The sequence below is a fragment of the Kitasatospora sp. NPDC059146 genome, from assembly GCF_042786665.1.
Taxonomy (GTDB): Bacteria; Actinomycetota; Actinomycetes; order Streptomycetales; family Streptomycetaceae; genus Kitasatospora.
In genome coordinates this window covers 34,457-52,057 of sequence record NZ_JBHZCY010000042.1, presented here as the reverse complement: position 1 = coordinate 52,057, position 17,601 = coordinate 34,457, and the positions used below count along the sequence as shown (strand labels likewise).

Sequence of the window (17,601 nt, the reverse complement as noted above, 5' to 3'; positions counted from 1 at the left end):
GTTGAACAGAGAGGCGCACAGCGGAATGACGAGTAGCGAGAAGGTCGTCGACGCGCTCAAGCGGCTGACCGTCGACCTGCGCCGGACCCGCCGGCGGCTCCAGGAGGTCGAGGAGGGGGCCCGTGAGCCGATCGCGATCGTCGGCATGGCGTGCCGCTACCCCGGCGGGGTCGCCTCCCCGGAGGACCTGTGGCGCGTGGTGGCCGAGGAGCGGGACGCGATCTCGCCCTTCCCGACGGACCGCGGCTGGGACGGCGGCCTGCACGACCCCGACCCGGCCCGACACGGCACGGTGTACGTCCGCGAGGGCGGCTTCCTGCACGACGCGGCCGAGTTCGACCCGGCGTTCTTCGGCATGAGCTCCCGCGAGGCGCTGGCCACCGACCCGCAGCAGCGGCTGCTGCTGGAGACCTCCTGGGAGGCCTTCGAGCGGGCGGGGATCGCCCCGGAGACCCTGCGCGGCAGCCGGACCGGCGTCTTCGCCGGGGTGATCTACCAGGACTACGCCTCGCGGCTGCGCCGGGTGCCGGGTGAGTTCGAGGGCTACGTCGGCAACGGCAGTACCGGCAGCGTCGCCTCCGGCCGGGTCGCGTACACCTTCGGCCTGGAGGGTCCGGCCGTCACCCTCGACACCGCGTGCTCGTCGTCCCTGGTGGCGCTGCACCAGGCGGCGCAGGCGCTGCGGAGCGGCGAGTGCTCGCTCGCCCTCGCCGGCGGTGTGACCGTGATGGCCTCGCCGATGGCGCTGGTCGAGTTCAGCCGGCAGCGGGGCCTGGCGCCCGACGCGCGCTGCAAGGCGTTCTCGGCCCGGGCCGACGGGACCGGCCTGGGCGAGGGCGTCGGGATGCTGCTGCTGGAACGCCTCTCCGACGCCCGGCGGAACGGCCGGCACGTCCTGGCCGTGATCCGGGGCAGCGCGGTCAACCAGGACGGCGCGAGCAGCGGTCTGACGGCCCCGAGCGGGCCCGCCCAGCAGCGGGTGATCCGGCAGGCGCTGGAGAACGCCGGGCTGTCGGCGCGGGACGTGGACGCGGTGGAGGCGCACGGCACCGGGACCACGCTCGGCGACCCGATCGAGGCCCAGGCGCTGCTGGCCACCTACGGCCAGGAGCGGGCCGGGGCGGAGCCGCTGTGGCTCGGCTCGGTGAAGTCCAACATCGGGCACGCCCAGGCGGCGGCGGGGGTGGCCGGCGTCATCAAGACGGTGATGGCGATGCGCCACGGCGTGCTGCCGCGCACCCTGCACCTCGACGGGGCGAATCCGCACGTCGACTGGGAGGCCGGCGCGGTGTCCCCGCTGACCGCCGCCCGGCCGTGGCCGGTGAGCGGGCGGCCGCGCCGGGCCGGGGTGTCGTCCTTCGGGGTGAGCGGCACCAATGCGCACCTCGTCCTGGAGGAGGCCGAGCCGGAGCAGGGCGGACGTCCCGAGCCGGCGGGACGGGCCGGGTCGGAGCCGGCCGGCCCCGGCCCGGCCCGCGGGGCGATGCTGCCGTGGGTGCTCTCCGGCCGGACCGAGGCCGCGCTGCGCGCGCAGGCCGCACGGCTGTCGGAGCACCTGGACGGGCACCCCGGCCGGTCCGCCGCCGAGGTGGGGGCGGCGCTGGCGCGCACCCGTGCGACCTTCGAGCACCGGGCCGTCCTCCTGGGGACGGACCCGGCCGGGTTCCGGGCGGGCCTGGCCGCGCTGGCGGCGGGCGAACCGGGGCCCGGCCTGGTCCGGGGCGTCGCCCGGGGGGACGCCCGGGTGGTGTTCGTGCTGCCGGAGCGGCCGGCGGAGCGCACCGACGGCGTGCTGCGCCTGCTGGACGCCTCGCCGCTGTTCGCGGAGCGGCTGGCCGCCTGCGACGCGGCGCTCGTGGAGGTCGCCGGCTGGTCCGCCACGCAGGTGCTGCGCGGGGCCGAGGGCGCGCCCGACCCGGCCCGCCCGGAGGTCGACCGCGCCGTGGGATGGGCCGTGCTGGTCGCCCTCGCCGGGTGGTGGCAGGGGCACGGGGTGGACCCGGCCGCCGTGGTCGCACCGGGCGACGGCGCCGGCGCGGCTGCGGGAGCCTGCGTCGCGCAGGCCCTCTCCCTGGCGGAGGGGGCGCGCGCGGCGGTGTCCGGCGGGCCGGTCGACCCGTCCGGTGCCCGGGTCCCGCTGCTGCCGGGCGATCCGGACGACGCGGTGCGCGACCTGCTGGAGCGCGGCCACACCCGGTTCGTCGCCCTCGGACCCGAGCAGGCCGCCCGGATCGCGGGCGCCGCGGACGGGAGGGTCCGGGTGGTCGGCGGCCCCGAGGGCCCCTTCGGCGACCCCGACGAGGCCCTCGCCGCCCAGGACGGGCTCCTCGCGGCCCTGGCCGAGCTGTACGTCCACGGCGGGCCGGCCGACTGGTCGGCGGCGTTCCCCGCCGCCGGGCTGCGCCCGGTCGACCTGCCGACCTACCCGTTCCAGCGCCGCCGCTACTGGCTGGAGGACGGACCGGCCGACCCCGACGTGGCCGCGGCCGGGCTCGCCCCGGCGGACCACCCGCTGCTCCGGGCCGCGGTGGAACTCCCCGCCGACGGAGGGCTGCTGTTCACCGGACGGCTGTCACCCGGCGAGCTGCCCTGGCTCGCCGACCACACCGTGCACGGGCGGGTGCTGCTCCCCGGCACCGCGGTGGTCGAGCTGGTCCGCTGGGCGGGCGCCCGGACGGGCTGCGCGCACATCGAGGAGCTGACCCTACACGCCCCGCTGGAGCTCCCCGGCCGGGAGACCGCCCCGGAGGGCGGCGTCCGGATCAGGCTGGCCGTCGGCGTCCCGGACGGAGCCGGCCGCCGCCCGGTGGAGCTGTCCTCCCGCCCGGCCGGGCCCGAGGACGCCCCCTGGAGCCGGCACGCCACCGCCACGGTGTCCGCCGAGGAGCCGGCCCCGTCGTCGGACCTGGTCTCCTGGCCGCCGACCGGCGCCGAGCCGGTCGACCTCGACGGGTGCTACCGCCGCTTCGCCGGCCTCGGCATCGACTACGGTCCCGCCTTCCGCGGGCTGCGCGCGCTCTGGCGCCGCGGCGAGGAGGTGTTCGCCGAGGTGGCCCTGGCCGAGGCGGACCGGGCCGACGCCGCGCGGTACGGCCTCCACCCGGCCCTGCTGGACGCCGCGCTGCAGGCCGGTGCCGCCGCCGCGCCGACCGCGGGGCCGGTCCCGGTCCCGTTCGCCTGGCACGGCGTCTCGCTCCGGGGGACGGGCCCGACCGCGCTGCGGGTGCGGCTCGCGCCCGCCGGACCGGACGCGATGACCGTCGAGGCGGCCGACCCGGCGGGTGTCCCGGTGGCATCGGTCACGAGCCTGCGTTCCCGGACACTGCACGGTGACGCCACCGGCTCCCCCCTGCTGTGGCGGGTCCGATGGGCGCCGGTGCCGGCACCCCCGCAGCCGTCCGCCGTGCGGACGGCGGTGGTGGGCGCCGGGCTGCCGACGGCCTCCGCGCTCCGCTACCCGGACCTCACGGCCCTGGCCGCGGCCGGGACACCGGTGCCGGACGTGGTGCTCGCACCCCTCCTGCCGGCCGGCGGCGAGCTGCCGGCCGCCGTCCACTCCGCCACCGCCGACGCGCTGTCGCTGGTGCGCGCCTGGCTCGCCGAGCCGCGGTTCGCCGCCGCGCGACTGGTCGTGGCCACCCGTGGCGCGCAGGCCGCGGGGGCCGACACCGCGTCACCCGACCTGGCCTCGGCGGCGGTCTGGGGACTGCTGCGGTCGGCCCTGTCCGAGCACCCCCGGCGTTTCGGCCTCCTGGACCTCGACGCGGCGGATCCCGCCGATCCCGCCGAGGCCGACCTGACCCGGGCGCTGGTCCTGGCCCGGGACGAACCGCAACTGGCGCTGCGCCGGTCCGACCTCCTGGCACCACGGCTGGTGGAGGCGGAACGGCCCGGCGGCGACAGCCCCTCCCCCTCCCCCGCCCCCTCCTTCGACCCGAACGGCACCGTCCTGGTCACCGGCGGCACGGGCACGCTCGGCTCGCTGCTCGCCCGGCACCTGGTCGTCCGCGGTGCCCGGCACCTCCTGCTGGCCGGGCGGCGGGGGGAGCGGGCGCCGGGCGCGGCCGAACTGGTCGCGGAGCTGACCGCGCTGGGGGCCGACGTCACGGTGGCCGCCTGCGACGCCTCCGACCGTGCGGCCCTGGCCGGCCTGCTGCGTTCGATCCCCGGGGAGCACCCGTTGACGGCTGTGGTGCACGCGGCCGGCGCGACCGACGACGGCCTGCTGACCGCGCTCACCCCCGAACGGCTCGATGCCGTCCTGCGGCCGAAGGTGGACGCGGCCTGGCACCTGCACGAGCTGACCCGCTCGCTGGGACTGGACGCCTTCGTCCTGTTCTCCTCCGCCTCCGGCGTCCTCGGCACCGCCGGCCAGGCCAACTACGCCGCGGCGAACGCCTTCCTGGACGCGCTCGCCCGGCAGCGCCACGCCGAGGGCCTGCCGGGCCTGTCCCTCGCGTGGGGAATGTGGGCCGAGCGCAGCGCCCTGACCGAGCGTCTGAACACCCAGCAGACAGCCAAGTTGGAGCGGAACGGGTTCGGCGCCCTCTCCGCGGAACAGGCACTTGATCTCTTCGACACCGCCCGTATGATGATCACTGAGCCGGTGCTGGTCCCGGTCCGGCTGGACCCCGTGGCGGTGCGGGGCCGGGCCGAACGGGGACAGGTCCCGTCGCTGCTGCGGGAACCGGTCGCGGAGCCGACTCCCGCCGCGGCTGCGGCAGCGGTTCCGGCGTCAGCGGTTCCGACGGCGGACCCGGCGGCCGGCTTCGCGCAGCGCCTGCGGGCGATGCCGGAGTCCGAACGCCGGCGGGCCCTGCTCGACCTCGTCCGCACCCACGCGGCGGTCGTGCTGGCCGAGTCCGGCCCCGAGGACATCGACCCCGGTCAGGGCTTCGTCGACCTGGGCTTCGACTCGCTCGCCAACCTCGAACTCCAGGACCGGCTCCAGGAGGCCACCGGCCTCCAACTGCCCAGCACCCTGGTCTTCGACCACCCCACCGCGACGGCTCTGGCCGATCACCTCAGCGCCCGGTTCGGCGCCGAGGAGATGACGGAGGTGGGCCCCGCGCTCGCGGAACTCGACCGGCTGGAGGCGTTCCTGGCGCCCTTCACCGACGACGACCAGGCCCGGACGGCGATCACCCACCGGCTGAGGGACCTCCTCTCCCGCTGGGACGACGACGGCCGGGACGGCGCCGACCGAACCGACCTCGCCTCGGCGACCGACGACGAACTCTTCGACGTACTCGACCAGTTGCGCGCCCGCTGAGGGCCGAACCCCGCACGGATCGACCCCCGCACCGGCTTTAGGAGCAGGCTCAAGTGGCACATGAAGACAAGCTTCGCGAGCACCTCCGGTGGGCTGCCGCCGAACTCGGCGAGGCACGCCGCCGGGTGGCCGAGCTGGAGGCCGCCGACCGCGAGCCGATCGCGATCGTCGGAATGAGCTGCCGCTACCCGGGCGGGGTCCGGACCCCGGAGGAGCTGTGGGAGCTGGCGGCCGCCGGACGGGACGCCGTCGGTGCGCCACCCGCCGAACGCGGCTGGCGCACCGAGGACTTCTACGACCCCGACGGCCTGCGCCCCGGCACCTCCTACGTCTGCGAGGGCGGCTTCCTCGACGACGCCGACCGGTTCGACCCCGGGTTCTTCGACATCAGCCCGCGCGAGGCGCTCGCCATGGACCCCCAGCAGCGGCTGCTGCTGGAGACCGCGTGGGAGGCGTTCGAGCGCGCGGACATTCCCCCCGCGACGGTGCGCGGCACCCGGGTCGGGGTGTTCACCGGCCTGATGTACCACGACTACGGCACCCGGCTGACCTCGGTGGACGAGTCGGTCGCGGGCTTCCTGGGCAGCGGCACCGCGGGCAGCGTCGCGTCCGGACGGATCGCCTACGCGCTCGGACTGGAGGGGCCGGCGGTGACCGTGGACACGGCCTGCTCCTCCTCCCTGGTGGCCCTCCACCTCGCCGCCCAGGCCGTCCGGCGCGGCGACTGCACGATGGCGCTGGCCGGCGGCGTCACGGTGATGGCCACGCCCGACACCTTCGTCGAGTTCAGCCGGCAGGGCGGCCTCGCCCGGGACGGGCGCTGCAAGTCCTTCGCGGCCGCCGCCGACGGCACCGCCTGGGGCGAGGGCGCCGGCATGCTGCTGGTCGAGCGGCTCTCCGACGCCCGCCGCAACGGGCACCCGGTGCTCGCCGTACTGCGCGGCTCCTCGGTGAACCAGGACGGTGCCAGCAGCAGCCTCTCCGCGCCCAACGGCCCCTCGCAGCAGCGGGTGATCCGGGCCGCCCTCGCCGAGGCCGACCTGTCACCGGACCTGATCGACGCGGTGGAGGCGCACGGCACGGGCACCCGGCTGGGCGACCCGATCGAGGCGCAGGCCCTGCTCGCCACCTACGGCAAGGACCGGCCGGCCGAACGGCCGCTGCTGCTGGGCTCGTTGAAGTCCAACATCGGCCACACCCAGGCCGCGGCCGGGGTCGGCGGCGTGATCAAGATGGTGCTGGCGATGCGGCACGGCGTACTGCCGCGCACGCTGCACGTCGACGAGCCCACCCCGCACGTCGACTGGTCCTCCGGTGCCGTCGAACTGCTCACCGAGGCACGGGAATGGCCGCGGACGGGGCGGCCCCGGCGGTCGGCCGTGTCCTCGTTCGGGGTCAGCGGGACGAACGCACACGTGATCCTGGAGGAGGCACCGGCGGAAGAACCGGCCGAGCAGCCGAGCGAGCAGCCGGCGGCTGCTCCGGCCGCGGTCGGCGGCGCCGCGCTGCCGTGGGTGCTGTCCGCCCGGGACGAGCGGGCCCTGCGGGCCCAGGCCGAGCGGCTGCGGGCGGCGGTCGAGGCTCGCCCGGAGTGGGAGCCGGCCGCGGTGGCCGCGGCCCTGGTGTCGGGCCGGTCGGCGTTCGAGCAGCGGGCGGTGGTGATCGGCGAGGACCGCGCGGAGCTGCTGAGCGGCCTCACCGCCGTCGCCGACGGCACCGCCGCGCCGGGGGTCGTGGTGGGCGGCGGAAGCTTCGAGCGTCCGGTGTTCGTCTTCCCCGGACAGGGCTCGCAGTGGATCGGCATGGGCGCCGAACTCCTCGACACCTCACCCGTGTTCGCCGCCTCCATAGCCCGTTGCCAGGAAGCGCTCGCGCCGCACATCGACTGGTCGCTGACGGACGCCCTACGCGGCACCCTCGACCTCGCACGCGTCGACGTCGTCCAACCCACCCTGTTCGCCGTCATGGTCGCCCTCGCCGAACTCTGGCAGTCCCTCGGCATCCACCCCGCCGCCGTCATCGGCCACTCCCAGGGCGAAATAGCCGCCGCCACCATCGCCGGAGCCCTCACCCTCCACGACGGCGCCCGCATCGCCGCCCTGCGCAGCCGCGCCATCCTCGCCATCAGCGGCCACGGCGGCATGGCCTCCATCCCCCTCAACCACCACGACACCGTCGAACTGTTGAAGGCCTGGGACGGACGACTCAGCATCGCCGCCCACAACGGCCCCACCACCACCGTCATCGCCGGCGACCACGACGCCCTCGACCAACTCCTCACCCACTGCGAGAACTCGGACATCCGCGCCCGCCGCATCGACGTCGACTACGCCTCCCACACCCACCACGTCGAAACCATCCGCCAACACCTCGCCACCGAACTCGCCGGCATCACCCCGACGGAAGCCACCATCCCCTTCTACTCCACCGTCACCGGCAAGCGGATCGACACCACCCAACTCAACGCGGACTACTGGTACACCAACCTCCGCCAACCCGTCCTCCTCACCGACGCGCTGCGCTCCGCCCTCACCGACGGCCACCACACCTTCATCGAGGCCAGCCCCCACCCCGTCCTCACCACCACCGTCCAGGACACCGCCGAAGCCGCCGACCAGCCCGCCGTCACCACCGGCACCCTCCGCCGCAACGAGGGCGGCCTCCGCCGACTCCTCACCTCCGCCGCCGAGATCCACATCCACGGCCTCCCCGTCGACTGGACGGCCCTCCTCCCCACCGACGGTCCTCACCACCTCGACCTCCCCACCTACCCCTTCCAACGCGAACGCTTCTGGCTCGACGCCCCCGCAGCCGCCGGAGACGTCCGCGCCGCCGGCCTCACCGCTGCCGACCACCCCCTCCTCAGTGCCCTGCTCCCCCTCGCCGACGACGACGAGCACGTCCTCACCGGCCTGCTCTCCGCCGCCACCCACCCCTGGCTCGCCGACCACGCCGTCTTCGGCACCGCGCTCCTCCCCGGCACCGCCCTCGTCGAACTCGCCCTCCACGCGGGCGACCGCACCGGCTGCGAGGTCCTCGACGAACTCACCCTCCAGGCACCCCTGTTGCTCCCGGAGGACGGATCGGTCCAGCTCCAGCTCCGGGTCGGCCCCGCAGCCGAGGACGGACGGCGCCCCGTCTCCGTCCACTCCCGCCCGGACCGCCCCGACGCCCCCTGGACCCGGCACGCGACCGGCGTCCTGGCCACCGACGCCGAGCAGCCGGCCTGGGATCTCACCGCCTGGCCACCGGCCGGCGCGCTGCCGGTGGACCTCACGGACCTCTACCCGCGCCTGGCCGCCGACGGCCTCGGCTACGGTCCGGCGTTCCAGGGCCTGCACGCGCTCTGGCGCCAGGGCGAGGAGCTGTTCGCCGAGGTGCGGCTGCCGCGCGAACAGCACGACGCGGCCGCCGAGTTCGGCCTGCACCCCGCCCTGCTGGACGCGGCCCTGCACGCGGTCGCGGCCGCGGCCCCGGGCGAGGTGCGACTGCCGTTCTCCTGGAGCGGCGTCTCCCTGTACGCCACCGGCGCGACCGCCCTCCGGGTACGGCTGTCACCGGCCGGGGGCGACGCGGTCACCCTCGCGGTGGCCGACGGAAGCGGCGCGCCGGTCGCCCGGGCGGCGTCGCTGGCGAGCCGCCCGGTGGACCGCGAGCAGCTGCGATCCGCGGCCGACGACGGCGCGGACCCGCTGCTGGGTGTGGACTGGACCGAAGTGCCGCCCCCGCCCGGGGCAGCGGCCGGACGCTGGGTCCTGCTCGGCACCGACCGCCTCGGGCTGCCCGACGACCTGCGGCTCGGCACGCATCCCGACCTCACCGCCCTCGCCGGGACCGTGGAGGCCGGTGCGACGGTCCCGGACGCCGTCCTGGTCACCTGCGCCGGCCCCGAATCGCCGGACGACGCCCCCGCCGCCGCGCGCGAGGCCGTCGGCCAGATCCTGACGGTCATTCAGGACTGGCTGACGAACGAGCAGTTCGCCGCCTCCCGGCTCGTCGTGCTGACCAGGGGCGCGGTGGCGGCCGCCGACGGCGAAAGCGTGCCGGACCTCGCCCACGCCGCGGTGTGGGGCCTGGTGCGCTCCGCCCAGACCGAGCATCCGGGCCGCTTCGTCCTCCTCGACCTGGACGGGCACCCTGACGGGCTGCCGCTCACCCTGGCCGCCGCGCTCGCCACCGCCGAGCCCCAACTCGCGCTCCGCCAGGGCGTCCTGCTCGCCCCGCGGCTCGTCCGGGCGAGCACCGGCCGACTGCTGGAGCCCCCGGCGGACACGCCCGGCTGGCGCCTGGACACCACCGCGAAGGGCACGCTGGAGAACCTCGCCCTCCTCCCCCACCCGGCGGCCTCCGCACCGCTCGGCCCCGGCCAGGTCCGGCTGGCCGTACGGGCTGCCGGCATGAACTTCCGCGACGTGCTGCTCGGCCTGGGCATGGTCGACCAGGACGTCATGGGCGGGGAGGCCGCCGGCGTCGTGCTGGAGACCGGCCCCGGCGTCACCGCGTTCGCCCCGGGCGACCGCGTGATGGGGATGGTGCCCGGCTCGTTCGGGCCGGTCGCCGTGGTCGACCAGCGGCTGCTCGTCCCGCTCCCCGCACGCTGGACGTTCACCGAGGGGGCCTCGGTGCCGATCGCCTTCCTGACCGCCTACTACGGCCTGGTCGACCTCGCCGGGCTGGGCGCCGGCGAGTCGGTGCTGATCCACTCGGCGACCGGCGGCGTCGGCCTGGCGGCGATCCAACTGGCCCGCCACCTGGGCGCCGAGGTGTTCGCCACGGCCAGCCCGGCCAAGTGGGGCACCCTGCGCGCGCTCGGCATCCCGCCCGAGCGGATCGCCTCCTCGCGCAGTCTCGACTTCGAGCAGCGGGTCCGCGCCGCCGCCGGGGGCCGGGGCGTGGACGTGGTGCTCAACTCCCTCGCCCACGAGTTCGTCGACGCCTCCTTGCGGCTGCTCGCCGACGGCGGGCGGTTCGTGGAGATGGGCAAGACCGACATCCGCGACGCGGCCGAGGTCACCGCCGCCCACCCCGGCACCTCCTACCTCTGGTTCGACCTGATCGAGGCCGGCTACGACCGGATCGGCCGGATGATGGCCGAGCTCATGCCGCTGTTCGAACGCGGGGTGCTCCGTCCGATCCCCGCCCGCACCTGGGACGTGCGGCGGGCGCTGGACGCGTTCCGCTTCATGGGCCAGGCCCGGCACGTCGGCAAGGTGGTGCTCACCATGCCGACGGTCCCGGACCCGGACGGCACCGTGCTGATCACCGGCGGCACCGGCGCGCTCGGCGCACTGGTGGCCCGACAGCTGGTCACCGAGCACGGCGTGCGGCACCTGCTGCTGCTCGGCCGCCGCGGCCCCGAGGCCCCGGGCGCCGCCGAACTCACCGCCGAACTCACCGACCTGGGCGCCCGGGTGACCGTCACCGCCTGCGACACCGCCGACCGCGAGGACCTCGCCCGGGCCCTCGCCGCCGTACCCGCCGACCACCCGCTCACCGCCGTCGTCCACGCCGCCGGCGTGCTGGACGACGCGGTGGTCGCCTCGCTGACGCCGGCCCAGGTCTCGGCCGTGATGCGCCCCAAGGCGGACGCGGCCTGGCACCTGCACGAGCTGACCCGCGACGCGGACCTCGGCGCCTTCGTCCTGTTCTCCTCCTCGGCGGCCGTCCTGGGCGGCCCCGGCCAGGGCAACTACGCCGCCGCCAACGCCTTCCTCGACGCGCTCGCCCGGCGCCGCCGCGCCGAGGGGCTGCCGGGCCTGTCGATCGCCTGGGGCCTGTGGGAGCGGGCCAGCGGCATGACCGGCCACCTCGGCAGCACCGACCTGGCCAGGCTGCGGCGCTCGGGGGTGAGCCCGCTGTCCGACGGCGACGGCGTGTCGATGTTCAGCGCGGCACTGCCCTCCGACCGGGACCAGCTGGTGGCGATGAAGCTCGACGTCGCGACCGCCCGTACCGCCTTCCAGTCCGGCTCGGTGCCGCCGTTGCTGCGCCGGCTGGTCGGCGCCGGCACCAGGCGCACGGCGGCGGCCACCGGAACGGACGACGGGCCGGCCCCGGCCCTGCGGCTGGCCGCCCTGCCCGAGGCCGAACGCACCCGCGCGCTGCTGGAACTGGTGCTCACCAACGCGGCGGTGGTACTCGGCCACGCCACGGGCGGGGCCGTCCAGCCGGACCGGGCGTTCAAACAGCTCGGCTTCGACTCGCTCACCGCCGTCGAGCTGCGCAACCGGCTCAACCTCGCCACCGGACTCCGGCTGCCCGCCACCCTGGTCTTCGACCATCCGACGCCGGACGCCCTGGCCGCCTTCCTCCGGACCGAGCTGGCCCCGGCCGAGCCCGCCGCCGGCCGGCCGGCCTCCGACGGCGAGATCAGCCGGCTCCTGGCGACCGTCCCGCCCGCCCGGCTGCGCGCCGCCGGCCTGCTCGACGCCCTGCTGGCACTGGCCGGCGCCGGACCGGAGGAGCCGTCGGCCGAACCGGACGGGGACCTCGACGAGATCGACGCCATGGACGCCGACGACCTGATCGGCCTGGCTTTCGGCACCACTGACCTCTGATCGCGCTCGGACTGCGGAGAACCAACGATGGCTGCATCACAGGCTGGATCCCAGGAGAACAGGGTGCTGGAGGCGCTCCGGCTCTCCCTCAAGGAGAACAAGCGGCTCCAGCAGCAGAACCACCGGCTGACCGAGGCCCGGCACGAGCCGATCGCGATCGTCGGCATGGCCTGCCGCTACCCCGGTGACGTCGACAGCCCCGAGGAGCTGTGGCGCCTGGTGTCCGACGGCCGCGACGCCCTGTCCGGCTTCCCGACGGAACGCGGCTGGGACACCGAGGAGTTGTACGACCCGGACCCCGACCGGGCCGGCCGCAGCTACGTCCGGACGGGCTGCTTCGTCCGCGGCGCGGAACGGTTCGACGCCGCCTTCTTCGGGATCAGCCCGCGCGAGGCGCTCGCCATGGACCCGCAGCAGCGCCTCCTGCTGGAGACCTCCTGGGAGGTCTTCGAACGCGCCGGCATCGACCCGGAGTCCGTGCGCGGCACCGCGACCGGCGTGTTCGTCGGCGCCTCCCCGCTCGGCTACGCCTCCGACCCGCGCGGCGCGGAGGGCTCCGAGGGCTACCTGCTGACCGGGACCACCGTCAGCGTCGCCTCCGGCCGGCTCGCCTACACCTTCGGGCTGGAGGGCCCGGCGGTGACGGTGGACACCGCGTGCTCCTCCTCGCTCGTGGCCCTGCACCTGGCCGGCCGGGCGCTGCGCGACGGCGAGTGCTCGATGGCACTGGTCGGCGGCGCGGCGGTGATGGCGGCACCGCACATGTTCATCGAGTTCAGCCGTCAGCGCGGCCTCGCCCCCGACGGGCGCTGCAAGGCCTTCGCGGGCGCGGCCGACGGCACCGCCTGGGGCGAGGGCGTCGGGGTGCTGCTGGTCGAGCGGCTCTCCGACGCCCGCCGCAACGGGCACCCGGTGCTCGCCGTGGTCCGCGGCTCCGCCGTCAACCAGGACGGCGCCTCCAACGGCCTGACCGCGCCGAGCGGACCGGCCCAGCAGCGGGTGATCCGGGCCGCGCTCGCGGACGCCCGGCTCACCGCCGCCGACGTGGACGCCGTGGAGGCCCACGGCACCGGCACCCGGCTCGGCGACCCGATCGAAGCGCAGGCCCTGCTCGCCACCTACGGCCAGGACCGGCCCGCCGAACGGCCGCTCTGGCTCGGCTCGGTGAAGTCCAACATCGGCCACACCCAGCTCGCCGCGGGCGTCGCCGGCGTCATCAAGACGGTGATGGCGATGCGCCACGGCGTCCTGCCCGCCACCCTGCACGTCGACGAGCCCACTCCGCAGGTCGACTGGTCCCGCGGCGCGGTCGAACTGCTCACCGAGCGGCGCGACTGGCCTGCCGTCGACCGCCCTCGGCGGGCCGCCGTCTCCTCCTTCGGCATCAGCGGCACCAACGCCCACGTGATCCTGGAACAGCACGTCGAGGACCAGCACGTCGAGGACCAGCCCGTGGAGGAGCGGCCCGCCCCCGGCGGCCGCACCGCACCCACCGCGACCCCGTGGCTGCTGTCGGCCCGGAGCCCGGAGGCCCTGCGCGCCCAGGCCGGTCGGCTGGCCGACGCCGCGGCCGCCGCCCCGGAGTGGGCGGCCGCGGACGTCGCGTGGACACTGGCCACCGCCCGGGCCGGCCTCGACCACCGCGCGGTGGTGCTCGGGACCGGCCGCGAGGAGCTGCTCGCCGGCCTCGACGCGCTGCGCCGGGGCGACGACGCGCCCGACCTCGTCCAGGGCTCGGCCACCCGCACCGGCAAGCTGGCGTTCCTGTTCACCGGCCAGGGTGCCCAGCGCGCCGGCGCCGGCCGCGAACTGTACCGGCGTTTCCCGGTGTTCGCGGCCGAGCTGGACCGGGTGTGCGACCTGCTGACGAAGCGGAGCGGCCTGCCGGTCCGCGAGGTGCTGCTCGCCGAGGAGGGGGCGCCGGGGGCGGACCGGCTGGACGAGACGGCCTTCACCCAGTCCGCCCTGTTCGCGCTGGAGGTGGCGCTGTTCCGGCTGGTCGAATCCTGGGGCCTGCGGCCGGACTTCGTCCTCGGGCACTCGATCGGGGAACTCGCGGCGGCCCACGTCGCCGGGGTGTTCTCGCTGGAGGACGCGGTCACGGCGGTGGCCGCCCGCGGCCGCCTGATGCAGCGGCTCCCCGCCGGCGGCGCGATGGTGGCGGTGGAGGCGACGGAGCAGGAGGTGACCGCCCTGCTGACCGACCACGCCGGCGCGGCCGGCATCGCCGCCGTCAACGGGCCCCGCTCCGTCGTGCTCTCCGGCGAGGAGGACGCGGTCGCACCGATCGTCGAGCAGCTGAGCGTGCAGGGCCGCCGGACGAAGCGGCTGACCGTCAGCCACGCCTTCCACTCCGCCCGCATGGACGGCATGCTCGCCCCGTTCCGCGAGGTGCTCGACGGCCTCACGCTGCACGAGCCGACGATCCCGGTCGTCTCCAACCTCACCGGCCGGCCGGCCGCCGCCGAGCGGATCCGCACGTCGGAGTACTGGGTCCGGCACGTGCGCGAGGGCGTGCGCTTCCACGACGGCGTCCGGCACCTGCTCGACCAGGGCGTGACGACCTTCCTGGAACTCGGCCCCGACGGCGTGCTGTCCGCCATGGTCCGGCAGAGTGCCGGGGACGGGACCGGGGACGTCGCCGCGGCGCCGCTGCTGCGCCGCGGCCGCCCGGAGTCGGACACCGTGCTCGGCGCGGTCGCCCGGGCCCACGCGCGCGGCACCCGGGTGGACTGGCCGGCCCTGCTCACCGAACTGGTCGGCCCCGCCGGCCACCGGCCGGACCTGCCGACGTACGCGTTCCAGGGCGAGCGGTACTGGCTGGCCCCCGCCGACGGAGCACCCGCCGAGGCCGCCGAACTGGGCGTGGCGAGCGCCGGGCATCCGCTGCTCGGCGCCGTCGTCGCCCCGGCCGAGGGCGGCGGGCTGCTCCTCACCGGCCGGCTGTCGACCCACACCCACCGCTGGCTCGCCGACCACGTGGTGCTGGGCAGCACGGTGGTGCCCGGCACCGCGTACCTGGAACTGGCGCTGCACGCGGCCCGGCTGGCCGGCTGCACGACGGTCGAGGAACTCGACCAGGAGGCGCCGCTGATCCTCGCCGGCGCCGGGACGGCCCAGGTGCAGGTGACGGTCGGCGCGGCCGACGGGTCGGGCCGACGGCCGATCGGCGTGTACGCACGGCCGGACGACACCGCGGACTGGACCCGGCACGCGGCCGGCACGCTGGCCGCCGGGGACGGCGGCGCGGGCTGGCGGCCGACCGGCGTCTGGCCGCCCGAGGGCGCCGAGCCGGTGGACCTCGACGGCTTCTACTCCGCCGTCGCCCGTGACGGTTTCGACTACGGCCCGTCGTTCCGGGGCCTGCGGGCGATGTGGCGCGCGGGCGAGGACGTGTACGGCGAGGTCGCCCTGCCCGAGTCGGAACGGAACCGGGCGGACGGGTACGGGGTCCACCCCGCCCTGCTCGACGCCGCCCTGCACGCGGGCCTGGTCGGGAACACCGGCGAGCAGGTCCTGCTGCCCTTCGCCTGGAACAACGTGCGGGTGCACCGGCCCGGCGCGGTCGCCCTGCGGCTGCGGCTGGCCCCGGCCGGACCGGACGCGATGTCCCTGGACGTGGCCGACGGGACCGGCGCGCCGGTCGCCTCGGTCGGCGCCCTGCGGGCCCGTCCGGTCTCGCTCGACCAACTCCGCGCGGCGGCCCGGGCCGGGCTGGGCGACGCGCTGTTCCGGGTCGAGTGGGCTCCCCTCCCGGCCGCGGACGGCGTCGAACGGGAGCGCGGCCGATGGGCCGTGCTCGGGGACGGTGCCGGGTTCCCCGGTCTCGACCGCCACCCCGACCTCACGGCCCTCGGCGAGGCCGTCACCGCGGGACTTCCGGTGCCGGACGCGGTCGTCCTGCCCCTGCCGGACACCACGGGCGACCTCCCCGCGGCGGTGCGGGCGGCCCTGCGCCGGACGTGGTCCACGCTGACCACGTGGGCGGCGGACGACCGGTTCGCGGCCTCCCGGCTGGTCCTGGTGACGCACGGCGCGGTGGCCGCCGACCGGACGGACCCGGGCGACCCCGCCACCGGCCGGGCCGCGGCCGCGGACGTCCCGAACCTCGCCCACGCGCCGCTGTGGGGTCTCGTCCGGGCCGCCCAGGCCGAGCAGCCCGACCGCTTCGTCCTGCTCGACCTCGACCACCCCGCCGACCTCAACCGTGACGGCCTCGACCACCGTGACGGCCTCGACCCGGACGGCGGCGCGGACACCACCGCGGCACTGGACCGGGCGGCCGTCGGCGGCGAACCGCAGCTCGCCCTGCGCGCCGGCACCGTCCTGGCCCCGCGCCTGGTACCCGCCCGCCCGGCGACGACCGAAGCGGCCGACACGGCCGACACGGCCGCCGCGCTCGACCCGGACGGCACCGTGCTGATCACCGGCGGCACCGGCGCGCTCGGCTCGCTGCTCGCCCGGCACCTGGTCACCGCGTACGGCGTGCGGCACCTGCTGCTGCTCGGCCGCCGCGGCCCCGAGGCCCCGGGAGCGGCCGAACTCACCGCCGAACTCACCGACTTGGGCGCCCGGGTGACCGTCACCGCCTGCGACACCGCCGACCGCGAAGACCTCGCCCGGGCCCTCGCCGCCGTCCCCGCCGACCACCCGCTCACCGCCGTCGTCCACGCCGCCGGCGTGGTCGCGGACGGGGCCCTGGCCTCCCTCACCGAGGAACGCTTCGAGGCCGTGCTCCGCCCGAAGACGGACGCCGCCTGGCACCTGCACGAACTCACCCGGGACGCCGGCCTCGCCGCCTTCGTGTTGTTCTCCTCCGCCACGGCCACCCTCGGCGGTGCCGGCCAGGGCGGCTACGCGGCGGCGAACGCCTTCCTCGACGCCCTCGCCCAGCACCGCGCCGCGCGGGGCCTGCCCGCCCGGTCGCTGGCCTGGGGCCCGTGGCAGCAGGACCGGGGCATGGCGGGCACGCTCGACGAGGCCACGCTCGGCCGGATGCGGCGCTCGGGCGTCCTCCCGCTCGGCCCGCAGGACGGCCTGGCCCTGTTCGACGCGGCGCTCGCCGGAACCGACCCGACCTCGCTGCCGGTCCGGCTGGACCCCGCCGCGCTGCGCCAGGCCGGCCCCGACCTCCCGCCGCTGCTGCGCGGGCTGGCCGGCCCGTCCGCCGCCCCCGCCCACCGACCGGACGCCGCGGCGGCCGACGGCCTGCGGCAGCGGCTCGCCGGGCTGTCCGACGCGGAGCGCGAACGCGCCCTGCTGGACCTGGTGCGCGCTCAGGTGGCCGTGGTGCTGGGCCACTCGGCCCCGGCGGCGGTGGGCGCGGACCGGGCGTTCGGCGACCTCGGCTTCGACTCGCTGACCGCGGTCGAACTGCGCAACCGCCTGACCACCGCCTCGGGGCTGCGCCTGCCGGCCACGCTCGTCTTCGACTACCCGACGGCGGCGGAACTCGCCCGCTACCTGGACGCGGAACTCCCGCGCGAGGACGCGCCCTCGGCCGCACCGGTCCTGGCGGAGCTGGACCGCCTCGAAGCCGTGCTCGCCGGGGTCGGCGCCGACCACCCCGAGCGGGCCCGGATCGCGGATCGGCTGCGGGCCGTGACCGACCGCTGGAGCCCGCGGCCCGGGCCGGCGGACGACCCGTCCGCCGGCACCGGACTGGAGTTGGAGTCCGCCGACGACGACGAGGTCTTCGACTTCATCACCAACGAGCTCGGCATCTCCTGACTCCTCCCGCCGGCGCCACCGCCGACCAGCCGTCCTGTTCCT

Annotated in this window: 2 protein-coding genes and 1 pseudogene; all 3 read left to right on the top strand. The window is 76.7% G+C overall.

The window, feature by feature from the left end; translation table 11 throughout:
• Positions 1–25: 25 nt before the first annotated feature.
• The gene (locus tag ACFXPX_RS19715; RefSeq protein WP_380642476.1) at positions 26–5,272 is read left to right on the top strand and encodes a type I polyketide synthase; all 5,247 of its coding nucleotides are present in this window, start codon (positions 26–28) and stop codon (positions 5,270–5,272) included.
• 95 nt (positions 5,273–5,367) lie between these two features.
• A pseudogene (locus ACFXPX_RS19710) lies at positions 5,368–11,829 on the top strand (type I polyketide synthase); the annotation flags it as partial.
• Between the two features lie 63 nt (positions 11,830–11,892).
• Positions 11,893–17,559 (top strand): type I polyketide synthase, encoded by a 5,667-nt coding sequence (locus ACFXPX_RS19705; RefSeq protein WP_380642484.1) that lies wholly within the window; start codon positions 11,893–11,895, stop codon positions 17,557–17,559.
• Positions 17,560–17,601 lie beyond the last annotated feature (42 nt).

Excerpts from the sequence above, each read along its gene's own strand:
- ACFXPX_RS19715 (WP_380642476.1), top strand. The coding sequence starts at position 26 with ATGACGAGTAGCGAGAAGGTCGTCGACGCGCTCAAGCGGCTGACCGTC.